Annotated in this window: 15 protein-coding genes and 1 tRNA gene; 14 read left to right on the top strand and 2 right to left on the bottom strand. The window is 41.9% G+C overall.

Annotated elements, in window-relative coordinates; translation table 11 throughout:
• Window positions 1-307: 307 nt before the first annotated feature.
• From MJ595_RS18845 to MJ595_RS18790, 12 genes are all read left to right on the top strand, one after another.
• On the top strand, window positions 308-2,197 hold the full coding sequence (locus tag MJ595_RS18845; protein ID WP_263079610.1) for a hypothetical protein: 1,890 nt from the start codon (window positions 308-310) through the stop codon (window positions 2,195-2,197).
• A 196-nt stretch (window positions 2,198-2,393) separates the two neighbouring features.
• The gene (locus MJ595_RS18840) at window positions 2,394-3,614 is read left to right on the top strand and encodes a glycosyltransferase family 4 protein (RefSeq protein ID WP_263079609.1); all 1,221 of its coding nucleotides are present in this window, start codon (window positions 2,394-2,396) and stop codon (window positions 3,612-3,614) included.
• Between the two features lie 334 nt (window positions 3,615-3,948).
• Window positions 3,949-4,905: an NAD-dependent epimerase/dehydratase family protein gene (locus MJ595_RS18835; protein ID WP_263079608.1), complete on the top strand. Its 957-nt coding sequence runs from the start codon at window positions 3,949-3,951 to the stop codon at window positions 4,903-4,905.
• Between the two features lie 8 nt (window positions 4,906-4,913).
• On the top strand, window positions 4,914-5,462 hold the full coding sequence (locus MJ595_RS18830; RefSeq protein WP_263079607.1) for a sugar transferase: 549 nt from the start codon (window positions 4,914-4,916) through the stop codon (window positions 5,460-5,462).
• Between the two features lie 127 nt (window positions 5,463-5,589).
• Window positions 5,590-7,572: a polysaccharide biosynthesis protein gene (locus tag MJ595_RS18825; RefSeq protein ID WP_263322545.1), complete on the top strand. Its 1,983-nt coding sequence runs from the start codon at window positions 5,590-5,592 to the stop codon at window positions 7,570-7,572.
• 211 nt (window positions 7,573-7,783) lie between these two features.
• Window positions 7,784-8,065, top strand: coding sequence for a ComEA family DNA-binding protein (locus MJ595_RS18820; protein WP_263079606.1), 282 nt, complete (start codon window positions 7,784-7,786; stop codon window positions 8,063-8,065).
• A gap of 117 nt (window positions 8,066-8,182) precedes the next feature.
• Window positions 8,183-8,383 carry a hypothetical protein gene (locus MJ595_RS18815; RefSeq protein WP_263079605.1) on the top strand — a complete coding sequence of 67 codons (201 nt, stop codon included), beginning with the start codon at window positions 8,183-8,185 and terminating at the stop codon, window positions 8,381-8,383.
• A 179-nt stretch (window positions 8,384-8,562) separates the two neighbouring features.
• Entirely contained in the window at window positions 8,563-9,114 is a 552-nt protein-coding gene (locus tag MJ595_RS18810; protein WP_263079604.1) for a heme NO-binding domain-containing protein, read from the top strand.
• A gap of 14 nt (window positions 9,115-9,128) precedes the next feature.
• Window positions 9,129-10,013, top strand: coding sequence for a HAMP domain-containing histidine kinase (locus MJ595_RS18805; RefSeq protein WP_263079603.1), 885 nt, complete (start codon window positions 9,129-9,131; stop codon window positions 10,011-10,013).
• Window positions 10,010-10,984 carry an ATP-binding protein gene (locus MJ595_RS18800; protein WP_263079602.1) on the top strand — a complete coding sequence of 325 codons (975 nt, stop codon included), beginning with the start codon at window positions 10,010-10,012 and terminating at the stop codon, window positions 10,982-10,984. Before MJ595_RS18805 ends, MJ595_RS18800 begins: the two co-directional genes overlap by 4 nt.
• A gap of 151 nt (window positions 10,985-11,135) precedes the next feature.
• The gene (locus MJ595_RS18795) at window positions 11,136-12,296 is read left to right on the top strand and encodes a hypothetical protein (RefSeq protein WP_263079600.1); all 1,161 of its coding nucleotides are present in this window, start codon (window positions 11,136-11,138) and stop codon (window positions 12,294-12,296) included.
• A gap of 285 nt (window positions 12,297-12,581) precedes the next feature.
• Window positions 12,582-13,307, top strand: a complete 726-nt coding sequence (locus MJ595_RS18790; protein WP_263079599.1) for an outer membrane beta-barrel protein — start codon at window positions 12,582-12,584, stop codon at window positions 13,305-13,307.
• A 294-nt stretch (window positions 13,308-13,601) separates the two neighbouring features.
• Here the strand turns inward: MJ595_RS18790 and MJ595_RS18785 are convergent, their stop codons facing one another.
• Window positions 13,602-14,750, bottom strand: a complete 1,149-nt coding sequence (locus MJ595_RS18785) for a pyridoxal phosphate-dependent aminotransferase (protein WP_263079597.1) — start codon at window positions 14,748-14,750, stop codon at window positions 13,602-13,604.
• Window positions 14,751-14,972: 222 nt separating this feature from the next.
• Here MJ595_RS18785 and uvrB point away from each other — a divergent pair, with 222 nt between their 5' ends.
• Window positions 14,973-16,985: an excinuclease ABC subunit UvrB gene (uvrB, locus tag MJ595_RS18780; protein WP_263079596.1), complete on the top strand. Its 2,013-nt coding sequence runs from the start codon at window positions 14,973-14,975 to the stop codon at window positions 16,983-16,985.
• A gap of 162 nt (window positions 16,986-17,147) precedes the next feature.
• Here the strand turns inward: uvrB and ppk2 are convergent, their stop codons facing one another.
• Window positions 17,148-17,984, bottom strand: coding sequence for a polyphosphate kinase 2 (gene ppk2, locus MJ595_RS18775; RefSeq protein ID WP_263079595.1), 837 nt, complete (start codon window positions 17,982-17,984; stop codon window positions 17,148-17,150).
• Window positions 17,985-18,394: 410 nt separating this feature from the next.
• On the opposite strand from ppk2, the gene MJ595_RS18770 reads away from it, so the two are divergent.
• Window positions 18,395-18,471: transfer RNA gene (locus MJ595_RS18770), tRNA-Val, on the top strand.
• The last annotated feature ends 103 nt before the right edge of the window (window positions 18,472-18,574 follow it).

The following is an 18,574-nucleotide window of genomic DNA, read 5'->3' as shown; positions in this document are numbered from 1 at the left end:
GATTTTCTTTGCCATCAAGCCTGGATTGTTTTTCTTTCTCAATTTATGCTTTTTCTCTGCTTATTTATCTAGGACTATTTTATGTTTTTATTTATGGCATTGAATAAATTAATGTTACTTCCTTTGATGACTCATCACTGGTAAAAATGCACTAAATACTCAAGAATAGTATTCTATTTTTAAGGTGCTACTTTGTTATATTAACTAGTGGTATATTTTTAGTGGGATTTATTATTTTTTCTACCTTTTCTTAATATAAACGACTATTTTCGCATAATAATGCGGAAATAGTTGATATAGGCTATTTATGTGTGGAATATTTGGAATTATCTCGGATAAAGCTATAAAATATAAGCAGTTAAAGTTTTTAGCTAATCATTCTCGTCAACGTGGAAGAGACTCTAGTGGGTTGCTTTATTATCAACCTGAATATGGTTATAAAATAAATAAGGCTGATTTTGATATAAATAAACTTTTATCGAAGGTTAATCCCGTAAAATCCTCAGTTGTGATGGGGCATAGTAGACTTATTACTAATGGTCTTACAGATAATCAGCCAGTATCACGGTCTGGAATTATTGTTATTCATAATGGTATTGTTGTAAATGATAAAGAAGTTTGGTGTAAAACAGGGTTTAATCGCCATCTTAAAATTGATACTGAGGTGATTGCTGCTATTACTGAAAATCATGTCAAGGAGAATAAGAGTATTGAAGGTGTTTCAAAAAAAATATTTTCTTATTGTAAAGGAATTATATCTTGTGCGATTGCTGTACCTAATATAGGAAAAGTTATTCTTTTATCAAATAATGGTAGTCTATACTTTGGTGAGGTTAAGAGTTCTATATATTTTGCTTCCGAATATTATCCATTAAAAAAGTTAAATTGTGATAATATTAGACAGGTTAAAAAGAAAGAATTAATATTTGATATACCGGCATCAAGAAAAATTATAGTATCACAGCAGTCTGGTCGATCTCGCAATTTAATTCCCTCTTTTAATGATAGTATCTCAGAAAAGAAGATGCTTCAGTATCCTGTGCATTCACTTAAACGTTGCTCTAGATGTATTCTTCCCGAAACAATGCCTTTTATAAAATTTGATCATGATGGTATTTGTAATTATTGCCATCACTATGTGCCAAGAAACAGGCCTAGACCGAAGGAAGAGATGTTTTCTCTGTTAGAGTCCTATCGTAAAAAGGATAAAACTGATTGTATCGTGCCTTTTTCAGGAGGAAGGGATAGCTGCTATGCTTTGCACCTTATTACAAAAGAATTAAATTTGAAGCCGGTAACTTATACTTATGATTGGGGAATGGTAACTGATCTCGGTCGTAGAAATATTAGTCGTATGTGCTCTGAGCTGGGTGTTGAAAATATTATTATTGCAGCAGATATCGAGAAGAAGCGTAGAAATATTAAAAAAAATCTTAAAGCATGGCTTAAATCCCCTCATCTGGGTATGATTAGTGTTTTAACGGCAGGAGATAAGCATTTTTTTAAATATGTAGAAAAAATAAAAAAACAGGTAGGTGTTAATTTAAACTTATGGGGAATAAATCCTCTCGAGATTACTCATTTTAAGGCAGGATTTTTGGGGGTTCCACCTGACTTTGGTGAAGAAAAAGTTTATATGAATGGCTGGAAAAAACAAATTGATTATCAAAAATTAAGATTTAAGGCTATGCTAGAAAATCCTAGTTATTTTAACCTATCCCTTTGGGATACTCTTTCAGGTGAGTACTATCGAAGTTTTACAGAGAAAAAAGATTACTACCATGTTTTTGATTATTGGCAATGGGATGAAAGATTAATTGATGAAACCTTAATTTATCAGTATGGCTGGGAGACGGCTGTAGACACAAATACCACTTGGCGTATTGGTGATGGTACGGCAGCATTTTATAATTACATATATTATCTTGTTGCCGGGTTTTCAGAGCATGATACTTTTCGTAGTAATCAAGTTCGTGAAGGAAACATAAGTCGACAAGAAGCTTTAAGATTTGTAATGGATGAAAATAAACCTAGATATGAAAATATACGTTGGTATCTAGATACTCTAGGTATGGATTTTTCTGAGGTTATTAAGGTTGTTAATTCAGTTCCAAGGTTATATAGCGAAGATAGTAAGAAGTTGATTAACTTAAAATATCAAAAAGAAAACGAGAGGTTTTTTAAAGAACTTGTTTAGATTTTCTTGACCTGGGGTTTTGAGTATGGGTATGATTATTGTTTTATTTTATTATATAAAGTGGTTTTTTTAAAGTAGCGCATCTTGTTTAATATAGCATTATTAATACTTGATGGAATGGGTGGTTATTTCTAATAGGTTTTCTTATGGATGCTGTTTGAATTACCATTATCAGTAATAATTTTAAGTCTTTATTATGAAAACAGTCTGGTATATATCAAAATACTTTGAACAAAAAAATAAAGGTTCAAATGGAGGGAGAGGTTGGTGTCTTTTATATGAGTTGGTAAAGCGAGGTTATAATGCCACGGTGATTACTTCTGACTCTAATGTTTTGGCAGAAACCCCAGTTCTTGATAATTCGTTTAAAATTGATGATGTTGATGGCGTTCAAGTGGTTTGGCTAAGAACGTTAAAATATACTATTGCGAAATCATTATTAAGAGTGCTGAGTTGGTTTCATTTTGAGTGGCAGCTTTTTAAACTGGATAAAAAAATTCTAAACCCTCCAGATGTTGTAGTTGTATCAAGTATATCACTACTTACTATTTTAAATGGGTTTTTAATTAAAAGGAAGTTTAAATGCTCACTTGTATTTGAAATAAGAGACATATGGCCTCTTACTCTTGTTGAAGAAGGTGGGTTTAGTAGAAGGAATCCACTGATTATTCTACTAGCTTTGGTTGAGAAACTAGGGTATAAGCATGCTGATGTAATTATTGGTACAATGCCAAATCTTTTAGAGCATGTGAATAATATATTGGGTTATGAGAAGCCTGTATATTGTATACCTATGGGTGTTGATGTTAATAATTATAGAAGTATTATTTCATTGGAAAAAGGCTATAAAGACACTTATTTATCAAGCGATAAGGTTAAAATTGTTTATGCCGGTACTATTGGTATTACTAATGCTCTAGACGTTTTTTTTGAAGCAGCAAAACACTTGGAGGGTAATAAGGATATTGAGTTTATTATTGTTGGGGATGGACCACTGAGAGAGCGTTATATCAAATTATATGGCAATCTAAATAATCTAGTTTTTGCACCAAAAGTTAATAAAAATAGTGTTCAGTCAGTATTAAACGAATGTGATATTGTTTGTTTTTCAGCATACCCTTCTAAAGTATGGAATTATGGACAGTCTCTTAATAAATTGATTGATTACATGTCATCAGGTAAGCCTATTATTGCCTCTTATACAGGGTTTAAATCAATGATAAACGAGTCTGGCTGTGGTAGCTTTGTTCCTGCTGGTGATGTGTTAGCTCTTGTGTCTGAAATTAAATATTACGCTGCTTTAAGCGGTGAAGAGCGTAGCGCTATTGGTCAGAAAGGAAAAGAATGGTTGTTTGAAAATAGATCTTATGAAAAATTAGCTTGTGAGTTTGAAGATGTTATTTTTAATGGTCAATGAATATAAGTTGTTATTATAAGAATTGTTTATACTAATTGTGTCAGGAAAGTTGCTATATTTTCTGGTTTTCTAAAACTTAACAATGGGTGGTTAATAGGCGGTTAATGATTTGTTACTTAGAAAATCTGAAAAAAGTGTTATTTAGGGAATAATGTTACCTATTAATGTGTCTATCTTTTAATTGGTACGTGAAAATGCTATCTCTAATATGGTGTTGTATAGTTTACGGCGTAATGCAATATCTTAAAGAGGTTCTGTGCCTGTAAAAATACCCTTAAATATGGTTATATGGACAATTATCTTGAAAAAAAATCGTAATTGAGAGAGGTGAAAGATGATCAAAACAGTGTGTATCACAGGAGCAACAGGTTTTATTGGACATGCTGTTTGTGAACTTCTTGATAAAAAGGGCTGCGATTTAATTCGGGTTAGCCGAAGTGAGCGGAGTGGATATTCAGCTGTTGGTAGTATCGATAATAAAACAGACTGGCGCTCTGTACTAAGTGGAATCGATTGCGTTGTGCATCTGGCTGCAAGAGTTCATGTTTTAAATGAAAAATCCTTGGATCCCAGAGAGGCCTTTTTTAGGGCCAATGTAGATGGTACATTAAACTTGGCTCGACAAGCAGTAAGTGCAGGAGTTAAACGGTTTGTATTTATCAGTTCTATTGGTGTTAATGGAGAAAGCACTACTGGACAGTTTACAGAACAGAGTGAAAAACACCCTAAAAGTCTTTACGCTCTTTCCAAACATGAAGCAGAGTCTGGTTTGAGGGAGATTGAAAAGGAATCAGGAATTGAGGTTGTTATCATTCGTCCGCCTTTGGTGTATGGTGCAAATGCACCTGGTAATTTCCGAAGATTACTAAAATTAGTTAGCTTACATTTACCTCTTCCATTTGCTCGGGTAAATAATGAACGAAGCTTTGTGGCTTTGGATAATTTGACAGACTTTATTTCTACATGCATAGATCATCCTGCCGCAGCCGGTGAGACTTTTTTAATAAGCGATGATCAATCTATTTCCACCTCTGAATTGGTAACTTTTTTGTCGTTGGGAATGGAGCATAGTGTTGCTTTGTTTCAATTACCTGAATTTATTATAAAGTTAGTAGCTGCAATTACTGGTAAGAAAAAATTATATCAACAGCTTTATGGCTCTTTATCGATTGATATATCTAAAGCAAGAAGTCTGCTTGGTTGGATTCCTCCTGTTACTGCTGATGAGGCACTCAAGCAAACAGGGGCTGATTTTTTAAAGAATAAAAAAAGAAAATATTGTTGTGATTAAGTATTTTTATGCTTCGAATTGTTGATTTTTTATTTGCTTTGACTGGATTATTATTAGGTTTTCCAATCCTGTTGCTGCTTTATTTTATTGGCTGGTTTGATACGGGTTCACCTCTTTTTTTGCAGGAACGTGTCGGCCGAAACAAAAAGTCGTTTACACTGGTTAAGTTCCGAACTATGAAGGTGGGTACAGAGTCTGTTGCCAGTCACCTGGCTTCATCGTCTTCAATCACTTCATTAGGGCATTTCTTGAGAAAGACAAAACTGGATGAGTTGCCTCAACTCTGGAATGTCCTAAAAGGCGATATGAGTCTGGTAGGTCCCAGGCCCAATCTTTTTAATCAGGAAGAGTTGATTGCAGCCAGGGATGCCCTTGGCGTTTATGGTGTATTGCCTGGTGTAACAGGGCTGGCACAGGTTAACGGTATTGATATGTCGACTCCTGAATTGTTGGCTGAAACGGATAGGCAGATGATTGAAACCTTAACTATCCAGGATTATTTCAGGTATATTTTGATGACGGTGACAGGACATGGTCAGGGAGATCAAGTACGTTGAGAACTTGTCTGGATGAATTATTTGCTGCTTCTGTTTGGCCTGTTTTAAATATAAAGTATCGGGAATTAACTATACACTTATGGAAAAGTTTATATTCAGGCTTCCCCGCTTATATAAATGGGGGATTATGATTGGAGGCGATGTTCTAGTTTTTTGGAGTTGTCTTTTTTTATCCTTTTATATTCGATTACTACCGAGTAAGGCATTAAATATAATACATGATTTTTCAACGCTTTTTTGGCTTGTTCCTTTTATATCTGTACCTGTGTTTTTAGCGTTTGGTCTCTATCATATTGTTGTCAGGTATATTGATCATCATGCCATCTTAGCTTTGGGTAAAGGCTGCCTTGTTGCCTGTTGCCTTTTATTTTCGGCTAATTTTTTTATGGGGGATTCTGCTGCTGTACCCCGATCTGTGCCTTTGATTTTTCTTTTTTTGACGATGGTGTTGATTATTGGGGTGCGATTTATCATACGAGGTATTTTATCGGGTTATTCCCTTTTAGCGCTATGCCAGTTAGCTTTAGGACATAAGTCAAAGGTGTATACCAGAGGGCAAAGGCTTGTTGTGATTATCGGTGCTGGGCAGGCAGGCCAGCAGTTATTGAATGCGCTGAAAGAGCGTAAGGAGTATCGTCCGGTTGCTTTTATTGATGAGAATGACCAGCTACATAACCGGTTGATTTCTGGCATTCGTGTTTACAGTATGGAAAGCTTGCCCAGGGTATTGGTTTACCAGTCGATTGAAGAAATTTTATTGGCAATTCCCTCGGCTTCACGCGCCCGGAAAAAAGAAATTATCCAGAACCTTGAGCAGTATGGTTTACCCATCCGTACTATGCCCAGTCTTTCTGATATCGCCAGCGGTCGTTTAAACGTGCAGGAAGTTCAGGATGTTGATATTGGGGATTTACTGGGACGGGAGCAGGTATCGCCTGTGCCGGAACTTCTTGAGAAGTGTGTCAAAAATAAGGTGGTTCTTGTGACCGGGGCTGGCGGCTCTATTGGCTCAGAGCTATGTCGTCAGATTGTTCATAATCATGTCAACAAGCTGATTTTATTTGAGGTGTCGGAGTATGCACTGTATAGCATTGATCAGGAATTGAAAAAAACACTGGCCGTGCAACAGCTTAATGCTGATGTTATACCCGTTCTTGGTTCCGTGAACGACCCTGAACGTTTACTGGATATCATGAACGAATACCGGGTTAATACGGTCTATCATACCGCTGCCTATAAGCATGTACCCCTGGTTGAATATAATTTGTCTCAGGGTATTCGTAATAATGTTATGGGGACGCTGTATACAGCACAGGCTGCCATTCTGGCCAGGGTGGAGCGCTTTGTGCTGGTGTCCACTGATAAGGCGGTCAGGCCATCGAATGTTATGGGGGCTTCCAAGCGTCTGGCGGAAATGGTGCTTCAGGGGCTCAGCCAAGAAAAGCGCATTGATTTTTACCATGCGGACAGGTTTTTATCAGAACGTGTCAGCCCCGTTAGTAATCATACCTGTTTTACCATGGTGCGTTTTGGTAATGTTCTGGGTTCCAGTGGTTCTGTTATTCCTGTGTTTCGTGAGCAGATAAAGAACGGTGGTCCTGTTACTGTCACTCACCCTGATATCTGCCGCTATTTTATGACAATCCCGGAAGCGGCCCAGCTGGTTATTCAGGCTGGAGCCCAGGCCAGTGGCGGGGAGGTGTTTGTGCTGGATATGGGGGAGCCTGTTAAGATTGCAGACCTTGCTGAGAAAATGGTGTCTTTATCCGGGATGAGCATTAAGGGAGACAATAACCCGGAGGGGGATATTGAAATTGTGTATACCGGTCTTCGTCCGGGGGAAAAACTGTATGAAGAATTACTGATTGGGGGTGCTATTAACAAGACTAATCATCCCCGTATCTTCCAGGCAAAAGAGGAGATGTTAGGTTGGCAGGAGCTGTGTTTGGCACTGGATCAGGTTTTTGACTCCCTTCACGGGCATGATTATAAGCAAACCCGGGATCTTTTATTGCGTTATGTGAATGGCTATCACCCAACATCGGTTGTGGTGGACTGGCTTTACCCCGTTTCAAATAATGCAGAGAAAACAATATCTTCGGTTCAGTGATTTTTGTTGGTCTGAAGGGGGGCGTTTGGTTTTAATAAGTTTCATGAATAATAACATATTGTTTAGAGCATAATTATCTGTAGAAAAGGATTGAATAGACTGGCCGCCTGATCTAAACCTAGAAGTAAGCCTTTCATATGAACAGTATCAATCATTGAAAGGCGTCGGACTAACACAATGGATATTCATGTAATACAAGGAGTAATCGGTCATGAATAAAAATATTGTTGCTCTATTAGCTCCCCTGGTTCTTTCTCTCCCTATGCTGGCTTTTGCCGGTAAGTCTGCCACTAAAGACTCTGTCAATATAAACCATGCTTCTGTACAGGAGCTAGATGAGCGGCTTGATGGTGTTGGGCGAAGGATTGCCCAGGAAATTGTCAATTACCGTGAAGAGCATGGCCGGTTCAAGTCCGTTGATGATTTGGATAAGGTTAAGTATGTAGGGGCTTCTCTGATTGAGAAGAATAGGTCTAAAATTTCATTTAAGTAATAGTTAATCAACCTCTCCAGAAAACCAGCAACTCGTTGCTGGTTTTTTTTTGGGAAAAACCGTGAAAACGATCTACGTTATAGACTGTATATAAATACAGTATTTTAATATCAGCTCATGACCTTGAAGATCATGGATTCCAGGGCTTCCGCCCATTCACTCCCTTTCTACCAGAGTCCTGCCGCCTGTGGATTTACCAGTCCTGCGGCAGATTATCTGCAGGATACTCTTTCCCTTGATGAGTGGTTGATCCAGCACCCGGCAGCGACATTCTTTGTTCAGATCCAGGGGGATTCTAATCATGGTGTTTGTTATTGACCGGTCTCTGGAGGCAAGAGATAGCGATGTGATTATTAAGCCCTTGTTATACTACGCAATGGAGTGATATTTTAAAAATTAACACGGATAAATGATCTGGATCAGTTAGGTGTCGATAATCTTTAATTAAGCCAGGCTGTTTTGATCAGTATGGATAACGAATAGTTGATGAGGGAACTATGAAAGGAATCGTGTTTACTGAATTGATGGAAATGGTGGAGGCCCAGTTTTCTGAAGAGGTTGCGGATGAAATTCTTGATGCGGCAAACCTCAAGTCCGGGGGGAGTTATACTTCTCTGGGAACCTATGACCATGATGAAATTATCGAGTTAGTGGGGCATTTGAGTAGGGTTACCAAAACCGACGCTTCAGTTTTAGTTAAAGCCTTTGGGGATTATTTGTTTTCCCGGTTTGTGGAAATGCATGCAGAGTTCTTCCAGGGGATTGATTATGCAATGGATTTTCTGGAGAAAGTCGATGGCTATATCCACCTGGAAGTCAGAAAACTCTATCCTGATGCGGAACTCCCCACCTTAATCTGTGAAAGACCTGATGATCAGCATATGACCATGCATTATCGCTCAACCCGTCCATTTGCTGACCTTGCAGAAGGGTTGATCAATGGTTGCATTGCTCACTTTAAAGAAAATACCACCTGTGATAGAGAAGATTTACCGGGTGCCGGGCCCGGAACGGAAGCCAGGTTTGTGCTAGTAAGGCATAGCAGCTAATAGGGACAGCTCCTATGGATGAAAATGAGGTATTGCGCCTTAGAAAGCGCCTGGAGCGGGAGAAAAAGGCCAGGAAAACAGCAGAGGCGATTACTGAAGAGAAAACCCGGGAGCTATTTAAAAATAATGAGGTTTTAAAGGCTCAAAAAGCGCTTTTGGCCAAAAGAACAAAGCAGCTTGAGCAGAGTCATCGCTATAAGGATGAATTTCTGGCGAACTTATCCCATGAGCTGAGAACACCCTTAAATGCGCAAATCAGTTTTACCGAGCTTTTACTGGAGGGTGAGGGGGATGATAAACCCACAGACTCCCAGAAAGAGTTACTGGCATACATCAAAGGCAGTGCAAACCAATTACTGGCCTTGATTAAGGCGATTCTTGATATGTCAGAGCTGACCGCAGGTAGCCTCACTGCAGGTCGGGAGACGGTGGCAGTTACAGCAATAATAAGTGAGCTGCTGAATAAATATCAAAAGCCTGCAAGCGATAAAAAGCTTGAGTTAACCTGTGATATAGGGGGTGAAGTTCCCGATAGTATTGAAACCGATCCGGTACAATTGAGACGTGCCCTGGGGGACTTGCTGGATAATGCCATTAAATTTACCGAGAAAGGAAAGGTTCAATTGACACTGAATGTAACGGACGCTCCTGATGGTCAGTGGCTATTTAAAGTGAAAGACAGTGGCATCGGCATTTCAGAAGCCCATCAGAGCTATATATTTGAACCCTTTCGCCAGGGGGATGGCAGTGCCTGTCGGCAATACGGTGGTTTGGGAATGGGGCTGGCTCTGTGTAAAAAACGGGCAGAACTGCTGGGGGGAGATATTTATCTGGCAGAAGGTTCGCCTGACCAGGAGGGCGCTGAATTTGTACTGACTATTCCCAGGGATAAAATATGAATGAAATAGCAAGGTTGAAGAGGCGGCTGCGAAGGCAAAAGGAAGCGCGGAAGCAAGCAGAATGGATTGCAGAGGAAAAAACCAGGGAGCTGTTTCAGCGTAATCAGGAGTTGCTTGAACTGTCTCATAGTCAGGAGCAGACTATTCAGGAACGGACAAAAAATCTGGAATTTCAGAATGTGATGCTGGAGCAATCGCGAAAAGAGCTGATGATCCAGAAGCGGGAGCTGGCAGAAAAAACCAGGGATCTGGAAAAGAGCAATCGCTATAAAGACGAATTTCTGACGTCAATTTCCCATGAGTTAAGGACACCGCTTAATGCACTAATGATTCTAACCGACTTGCTGATTGAGGGGGCCGGTAGTGAAGAACCCACACCTTCCCAGAAAGACTCGTTACTATTGATTAAAAGTAATACAGAGGATTTACTGGCTTTGATCAATGCCATTCTCGATATGTCTGAGCTGGTGGCAGGACGCCTGCAAATTCACCAGGGTACTGTTCCTCTGGAGGATATTACCGACTCACTGGTTTCACGCTATCGGGAGAAGGCAGCAGAAAAAGGCCTGGCGTTTAACTTTGAGCTGGGTGAAGGTATACCGGCAAGTATTGATACGGATGCCGTGCGTTTAATACAGGTTTTGGATGGATTGCTGGATAATGCCTTAAAATTTACAGATCAGGGCAGTATAGGGCTATCTATTAGTGTTGATCACGAACCCTGTCAGCAGTGGGTAATAAAGATTAAGGATACCGGTATTGGTATTAATGAAGAAAACCATACTATTATTTTTGAGTCATTTCTCCAGGTGGAGGGTGGCATGGGGCGTGCTCATGGTGGTACAGGAACAGGGCTGTCTCTTTGCAAAAGGTTAATAGAGTTAATGGGGGGGATTATCAATTTAAAAAGTACTCCAGAGAGTGGCTCAGAATTTTCTATTCACCTGCCCATATTTAATAATGCAACATAATCAGTTGTGATTAGTTTAATAATAACTTAATGCGTTGATGCTATATGGTCTTCACTGTTTTTTTGAAAAAGGGTGTTAACTGGTTGATTATCCTGTTGGGTAAAAATAATATAATGATATAAGGGATTAATATAAGAATGGATTGGTTGTTATGGGTGTTAACTTTCATCGTACAGTTAAACTGAAATCTGCTATTGAACTCGATTTTTCCAGTAAAGAAGATGATAGTAAATTTGATATTTATGACAAGCTTATACTCTTACTAAGTGGTGATTTAGAGACTCATTTTGCAGCCGGTCTTTCATTGAATGGTGATGTGGGTGAGTTGGAATTCTTTAATGGTATTGTCAATAAATTTAAACATGAAATAAAAGGGCTTTCTTCTTTAGATCCCGGTGTGAATATTGTAATGGATCATAACTGCCAGTTAAGAATACAAGACTACCAAGGGCAGGTAGTTCAGCCTGAAAAAGAGGAGTGGATCAGGCAGAACTACTTCAGAGAACTGCTTCATCTGCTTAACCTGGTATGTCAGCATTGCAATCATTTACTTTTGCGGATGTTGACAATTTATCGGGGTACTCCATTACCAGACACCCCTCTGGATTGGAAAAAATATTATGAACCATTGCAGCTATCTGAACCCGAAGAACCCCTTTATCAGCCTGTAGGTTGGTTTGATCGATTGTTTCCCTGGAAGGTTCGTGCAATAGAAATTGAAAATAACAAATTAAGAAATAGTTATTGGTGCCAACAGATCGCCTGGCAACGTCAGGTTGATCACCATGAATATCGGCAACGCCAGTTTTGGGATAATCGTCTGGCAAATACTGCTAATGCTCTGGAGTTCCTGCAGCACACACTGGATCAGCTGGACTGGCCCCTCCCGCTGGCAGTGCAGGTGACTGTGGATGATAACCTGGACACTATTTGCCTGGATACATGGCTGTCAGAACCTGATGAGCTGCCCGCTATGGAGTGTGAAATTTCAGCAAAAGACTTCAGCTTAACGTCAAAATATTTGAGCATTTCCGAGAGAAAGGAAAACTACAGGCATTATATTTATGGCATTGGATTACGCTTGGTAGGCGAGGTTTTCAGGACTCTTCCTGTCAAGACTATTATTTTTTCCAGCTACAAAAAATCAGGCCAAACCATAAGGCATTCTGGAGATGAATCATTATACTCCGTAAAGGTTTCCCGCCAGGAATGGCAATCCCAGGATTTTACCCGCTTTGAAACATTGTCTCCTGCCGAGCTGATGGCATCCTTTGAATTGCAATGTCATACCAGTCAAACCGGCAATGTTTAATCCTGAAGGTGGCCAGGGCCACATTGAATTCGAACGGTATGCAGCTATGAACGGTTGCAGTTTTCTAAAAAGCTCAGGGGGGACTGAGCACTAAAGATGCATACCGCCTTCAACCTATCTTCTATTTATTTTTAATTTTTCAAGCGACTTCTAAAGTCTTGTCTATACTTTAGCGCTCAAACAACTATTTAGTTTTTCAGCCTGTAGAACTAGCAGAAAATAGAGTGTCAACCGGCAGAACACGCTTGTTATGAGTAACCAGCTGCTAAATATAGAGGAGTAACTATGAGCAAGTATCTTGCAGCAGTCGCCATCACTTTGGTCACCGGTCTATCTGCGCCAGTTATGGCGGATTGGATGGATGGTGATGTGAAATATTTTGTTGGGGGTGAACTGGGGAAGACCTGGCTTAAGGTAAAGTCTGCTGATTTTGTTGAAGACGATCGAACCAGAGCACTTGGTATAAAAGAAAAAGATTCTGAATTTAAATATAAAAATCCTATTCAATACGGTATTCGCTTTGGTGCTTACCTTGATGAAAATGTCAGGGTTTATATCAATCTTAACCAGCTTAGTGGTAGTGAGTCTAAGAATTTGCTTCATGTATCAAGTGGAGATGGAGATGGAGATTTAGAGTTTGAGTCTAAAATTACAAATCGGCAGTTGACGGTTTCTGGGGATTACCTATTTGATATTGGTGATGGTTTGGGGATACCTGTTAAACCGTTTATAGGCGGCACATTAGGTGTTAACTGGGCTGAGGTAAAAAAAGAAATGAAAGCCTCTGCTGCAGGTCGAATTGAGACAGTGCCTGGAACTGATGACTCTAAGTCAAATACTGCCTTTGCTTATGGGATCCAGGCAGGTATTTTAGGTCAGGCCGGAGATTTCGATATTGAACTGGGTTATCGGTATCTGATGCATAAAAACAAATTTGAATTTGAGGAGCTTGGTGAATGGAAAATGGATAACTCCCAGACTGCGTATTTCGCTGTATCCTATAGGTTCTAACAGGCTGTTGCGAAAGCCTGAATAGACTCAATGCTATTATCATCCTGTACAGGCGACTGCCTGTATAGAGGTAGAGCAACGCAGAGGGAGCAGTTGCCAGAATTGTACAGCCACCGGCCATGGAAGGCAGTCTCATCCCATGTATCATCCGGGCTGGGATATTCACCTTCGGATTCCGTACAAAGACCCGATCTATTTTTGATGATGTTGCCCACATGAAGTGTTGAGTCAAGAGATAAGTTGATTTCAAGTGGGCAGCAGAATCAGCGCCTGATTCTGCTATCTTCAGGTCATTTAAGCCAAGGCCTGTTCCAGTCGATCCAGCGCTTTTTCCAGAATATCTTCACTGGTGGCAAAGGAAAGGCGGAGATAGCCCTCTGCGCCGAAAGCAGAACCGGGTACCAGTGCCACGCCTTTTTCCAGCAACATCTCTGCAAAGTCTGTATCTTTTTCAAAACCGCCTTTTTTCATGGCCTTCCTGAAATCAGGAAATGAATAAAATGTGCCGTCACTTTCAACAACATCAACACCGGGTAACTGTCTTAACCGCTTAACCACATAGTCATGGCGTTTTTTGAATGCCTCTGACATGATGGCGACACAATCCTGGGAGCCGGAAAGGGCCTCAGCGGCAGCAGCCTGGGCGATAGAGCAGGGATTGGAGGTGCTCTGTGACTGAATTTTTTTCATATTCTTGATCAGCCACTCGGGTCCGCCAGCATAACCAATACGCCAGCCGGTCATGGCATAGGCTTTGGAAACACCATTTAGAACTATAGTCCTTTCATAAAGTTCAGGGCAGGCCATCAGGATATTGCAGAAGGGTTCATGGCTCCAGAGAATATGTTCGTACATATCATCCGTGGCTACCATAACGTGAGGGTACTTTAAAAGCACTTTGCCCAGGGCTTCCAGCTCTCCACGGGTATATGCTGTACCGGTGGGATTGGAAGGGCTGTTCAAAACCACGAGTTTGGTTTTGTCATTAATGGCGGCATCCAGCTGTTCCGGAGTGAGTTTAAAACGGGAACTCAGGTCTGTTTCAACAATAACTGGCACGCCCTCAGCGATCACCACCATATCGGGATAGGATACCCAGTAAGGTGCGGGAATTATCACCTCATCCCCCTTATCCAAAAGGGCTAATGCCAGATTGAAAAAGCTCTGCTTGCCACCGCTGGAAACCAGAATCTGGCCAGGGCTATAGTCCAGGTTATTATCCCGTTTAAACTTTTCAATAACGGCTTTCTTAAGTTCGGGAGTACCATCCACTGCGGTATATTTGGTTTGTCCGGCAGCAATCGCCTGGCAGGCCGCTTCTTTAATAGGCTCTGGCGTATCAAAGTCTGGCTCTCCTACGCCCAGACCAATAATATCATGGCCGGCAGCTCGAAGTTCGGCAGCCCGGGCAGTTACAGCCAGAGTTGGGGAAGGCTTGACCATCTGTACGCGTTGGGAAGGATGAGCGCTCACAGTGTTCCTCATTTCTTGCTTTGGAATACGTCATTATAATAGGTTCTGCTGTTAGAGGCGGTTGGCTTTCATAGCCTCTAATGGACCCGCAAGCTCTAATAAGTGGTTACTACCAGGCTGTGGCAGAACCATAGGTATCATACACAAATCTGTAGTTAACAGCGACGACAGGTTGAGCAGGTAAAAGAATTTATGGGACGACAATTCAGGGTTTTATCCCGGTTCAAGCCAAGTGGTGATCAGCCAGAGGCTATTAAACAACTGGTAACCGGCGTGAATTCAGGGCTGGCATGCCAAACACTGCTGGGAGTGACAGGTTCGGGTAAAACCTTTACCGTGGCTAATGTGGTTGAGCAGCTGCAAAGACCCACAGTGATCATGGCCCATAACAAAACCCTGGCCGCCCAGCTTTATGGGGAATTTAAGGAATTCTTTCCCGATAACGCCGTGGAGTATTTTGTTTCCTACTACGACTACTACCAACCCGAAGCCTATGTACCCACCTCAGATACTTACATAGAAAAGGATGCTTCAGTTAACGAGCATATTGAGCAGATGCGGCTCTCCGCCACCAAGGCACTGATGGAACGGGATGATGCCATTATTGTGGCAACCGTCTCTGCGATATATGGTCTGGGGGATCCGAAATCCTACTTAAAAATGATGCTGCACCTGGATCGGGGAGACCTGGTGGAGCAGCGCAGCTTATTAAGGCGACTGGCCGAGCTTCAATATACCCGTAATGATGCGGAATTAAGGCGGGCAACCTACCGTGTGCGAGGAGATGTGATCGATATTTTTCCAGCGGAATCCGAGCGTGAAGCGATCCGGCTGGATTTTTTTGATGAAGAGCTGGAGAAGATCAGCGCATTTGACCCGTTGACCGGAGAGGTGTTGAGAGACCTGCCAAGGGTCACCATATACCCTAAAACGCACTATGTAACACCGCGGCAAACCATACTGGATGCTGTGGAGGCCATTAAGGGGGAGTTGTCTGAACGACTTCAGGCGCTTAGGGAAAATAATAAGCTGGTGGAGGCGCAACGACTGGAGCAGCGAACCCGTTTTGATATCGAAATGATGCTGGAGCTGGGGTATTGCACAGGTATTGAAAACTATTCCCGTTATCTGTCGGGTAATGCCCCTGGAGAACCTCCTCCCACACTGTTTGATTATATTCCTGATAATGCCTTGTTGGTGATTGATGAGTCCCATGTAACGGTACCACAGATTGGTGGTATGTACCGGGGAGATCGTTCCCGCAAAGAAACCCTGGTGGAGTATGGCTTTCGCCTGCCATCGGCACTGGATAACCGGCCTATGAAGTTTGAGGAGTGGGAAGATAAACGGCCACAGACTGTTTTTGTTACGGCAACTCCGGGTGATTATGAAAAGAAACATCAGGGACAGATAGTGGAACAGGTGGTCAGGCCCACTGGCCTGGTTGATCCAGGTCTTGAAGTGCGGCCTGCTTCTACCCAGGTGGATGATCTGTTATCCGAGATCAATAAAACAGTTGCAACAGGTGACCGGGTATTGGTGACAGTGCTCACCAAAAGAATGGCAGAAGATTTGACGGAATACCTCAATGAGCAGGGGGTTCGCGTCCGTTATTTGCACTCGGATATTGATACCGTAGAACGGGTTGAAATTATCCGGGATTTACGCATTGGTGCTTTTGATGTGCTGGTGGGTATTAACCTGCTAAGGGAGGGGCTGGATATGCCTGAGGTATCCCTGGTGGCCATTCTGGATGCGGATAAGGAAGGCTTTCTGAGATCAGATCGTTCACTGATACAGACCATTGGTCGTGCGGCGCGACATATTAATGGCCGCGCCATTTTATATGGCGATAAAATAACAGGCTCTATGCAGAGAGCCATTGATGAAACAGAACGCCGTCGTGAAAAGCAGTTAGCCTATAACCAGCAGCATGGTATTGTCCCGAAAGGTGTCAAAAAATCCGTGGCAGATATTTTGGAAGGGGCTGTAACGCCGGGTAAGAAAAAAGGGAAACAGACGAGCAGGCGGGTGGCGGAACCGTCAGGGGCATACTCTGTTGATATGAAACCCGGGCAAATGGCTGAACAAATCAGGGAGCTGGAGGAGAAAATGATGGAACATGCCAGAAACCTTGAATTTGAACAGGCCGCCCAGCTCAGGGATGATATTTCATCCCTGAGGGAAAGGGTGTTAAAACACTAGTGCTGCCAAGCGCTAGTACCTAGCCTGATGAAACCCTATATCCACCTCGTTCCCAGCGCCCCGAGACTGTTCAAAAGTTATTTTGATTAACCACAGAGGCACAGAGGCACGGAGATTGATTGTTTGAAAATTAAAAAGCTCCGTGTCTCTGTGCCTCCGTGGTTAATCAAGATGCTTTTGTGCGAATTCCACGACAGTGGGTTCAGGTTTTAACACTACATCATTGTCTTTATTAGGATAATCCAAAGTATCCAACAGGAAGCGCATAATATTAATTCGGGCCCGCTTTTTATCATCTGAGTGGATAATCGTCCAAGGTACACTTTGCGTGCTGGTATGATGAAACATGTTTTCTTTGGCGGCAGTATAGTCATCCCACTTATCTATGGCAGCCCGGTCAATAGGACTTAGTTTCCACTGTTTTAGTGGGTCGAAGTAACGTTTCTTTAATCGGTGCGCCTGTTCTTTCTGGCTAATGGATAACCAGAGCTTGAACAGGTGAATATCGCTTTGCACCAGCATACGCTCAAGATCAGGTACTTGCTTGAAAAATAACTGTCGTTCTTGCTCTGTGCAAAAGTTCATCACTGTTTCAACCCCGGCCCGGTTATACCAGGATCGATCGAATAACACGATTTCACCACAAGACGGCAAATGTTTAATATAGCGTTGGAAGTACCACTGCCCCTGTTCCTCGCTGTTGGGCTTTTCCAGTGCAACGACCCTTGCTCCCCTCGGATTCAGGTGCTCCATCAAGGCCTTGATGGAGCCTCCTTTTCCGGCAGCATCCCGGCCTTCAAACAGGATCAGTATTTTCTGGCCTGTTTCCTTTACCCATTTTTGCAGTTTCAGTAGCTCTATCTGTAGAAGCTTCTTTTGGTGTTCATAGTCTGGGCCTGCCATTTTGCTTTCTTTTTTGTGCTTGCCAGAATGGCTTTTTTTCAAGGAGGTGGCGTTTTGAGAGGGTATTGGAGAGGAACTATGAAGGAGATGGGCCATTATTATTTCCCGGTTTGTTTTTTCTGTAGCTTAGGGGCTGTTGATGTTTGCTCGTGTGCTCAGCCAAAACCAGCGGTTTCGTGGCTAGACGCAGTAGCGCAGGAAGACTCATGTCTTTCAAGCTACTGCAACGACGGCACGGAATCGCTGGTTTTGGCCCTTCGGGTGGCTCGTAAAGCGGCTTTCCGACTGCGTTGGACTGGCTTGACGTAGAATAACTATGCCTGCGCCAGTCCTCCCGGTGTGCCCCATTGGGTATTGCGGAAAACCGCTTTACGAGCCACTGAACTCACGATCAAACATCAACAGCCCCTAAGGACGTGACAAGTATTGTAAAGCCTATTTATACATTTTATGGCTATATGAGACTTGCATTTTTGATCTGGGTTGATATTATACACCGCATCTTCAGGCGGTTAGCTCAGCTGGTTAGAGCGTTACGTTGACATCGTAGAGGTCGCTGGTTCGATTCCAGTACCGCCTACCAAATTTTAAAGCCCATCATTATTGATGGGCTTTTTTTTGGTATGAAAATATCCAATCATATGTCGTTAAGGTAGCCCCTTCTCATCAACCCCCTGATTTAATAT

This window comes from Endozoicomonas sp. Mp262 (genome assembly GCF_025643335.1).
Taxonomy (GTDB): Bacteria; Pseudomonadota; Gammaproteobacteria; order Pseudomonadales; family Endozoicomonadaceae; genus Endonucleibacter.
This window is presented reverse-complemented; position numbering and strand designations above follow the sequence as displayed.

Bases quoted from the DNA above. Each gene is read 5' to 3' on its own strand.
- MJ595_RS18795 (WP_263079600.1), top strand. From the start codon at position 11,136: ATGGGTGTTAACTTTCATCGTACAGTTAAACTGAAATCTGCTATTGAA.
- MJ595_RS18790 (WP_263079599.1), top strand. From the start codon at position 12,582: ATGAGCAAGTATCTTGCAGCAGTCGCCATCACTTTGGTCACCGGTCTA.
- MJ595_RS18845 (WP_263079610.1), top strand. From the start codon at position 308: ATGTGTGGAATATTTGGAATTATCTCGGATAAAGCTATAAAATATAAG.
- MJ595_RS18830 (WP_263079607.1), top strand. From the start codon at position 4,914: ATGCTTCGAATTGTTGATTTTTTATTTGCTTTGACTGGATTATTATTA.
- ppk2 (WP_263079595.1), bottom strand. From the start codon at position 17,984: ATGGCCCATCTCCTTCATAGTTCCTCTCCAATACCCTCTCAAAACGCC.
- MJ595_RS18805 (WP_263079603.1), top strand. From the start codon at position 9,129: ATGGATGAAAATGAGGTATTGCGCCTTAGAAAGCGCCTGGAGCGGGAG.
- MJ595_RS18835 (WP_263079608.1), top strand. From the start codon at position 3,949: ATGATCAAAACAGTGTGTATCACAGGAGCAACAGGTTTTATTGGACAT.
- MJ595_RS18785 (WP_263079597.1), bottom strand. From the start codon at position 14,750: ATGGTCAAGCCTTCCCCAACTCTGGCTGTAACTGCCCGGGCTGCCGAA.
- MJ595_RS18840 (WP_263079609.1), top strand. From the start codon at position 2,394: ATGAAAACAGTCTGGTATATATCAAAATACTTTGAACAAAAAAATAAA.
- MJ595_RS18800 (WP_263079602.1), top strand. From the start codon at position 10,010: ATGAATGAAATAGCAAGGTTGAAGAGGCGGCTGCGAAGGCAAAAGGAA.
- MJ595_RS18820 (WP_263079606.1), top strand. From the start codon at position 7,784: ATGAATAAAAATATTGTTGCTCTATTAGCTCCCCTGGTTCTTTCTCTC.
- MJ595_RS18810 (WP_263079604.1), top strand. From the start codon at position 8,563: ATGAAAGGAATCGTGTTTACTGAATTGATGGAAATGGTGGAGGCCCAG.
- MJ595_RS18825 (WP_263322545.1), top strand. From the start codon at position 5,590: ATGATTGGAGGCGATGTTCTAGTTTTTTGGAGTTGTCTTTTTTTATCC.
- MJ595_RS18815 (WP_263079605.1), top strand. From the start codon at position 8,183: ATGACCTTGAAGATCATGGATTCCAGGGCTTCCGCCCATTCACTCCCT.
- uvrB (WP_263079596.1), top strand. From the start codon at position 14,973: ATGGGACGACAATTCAGGGTTTTATCCCGGTTCAAGCCAAGTGGTGAT.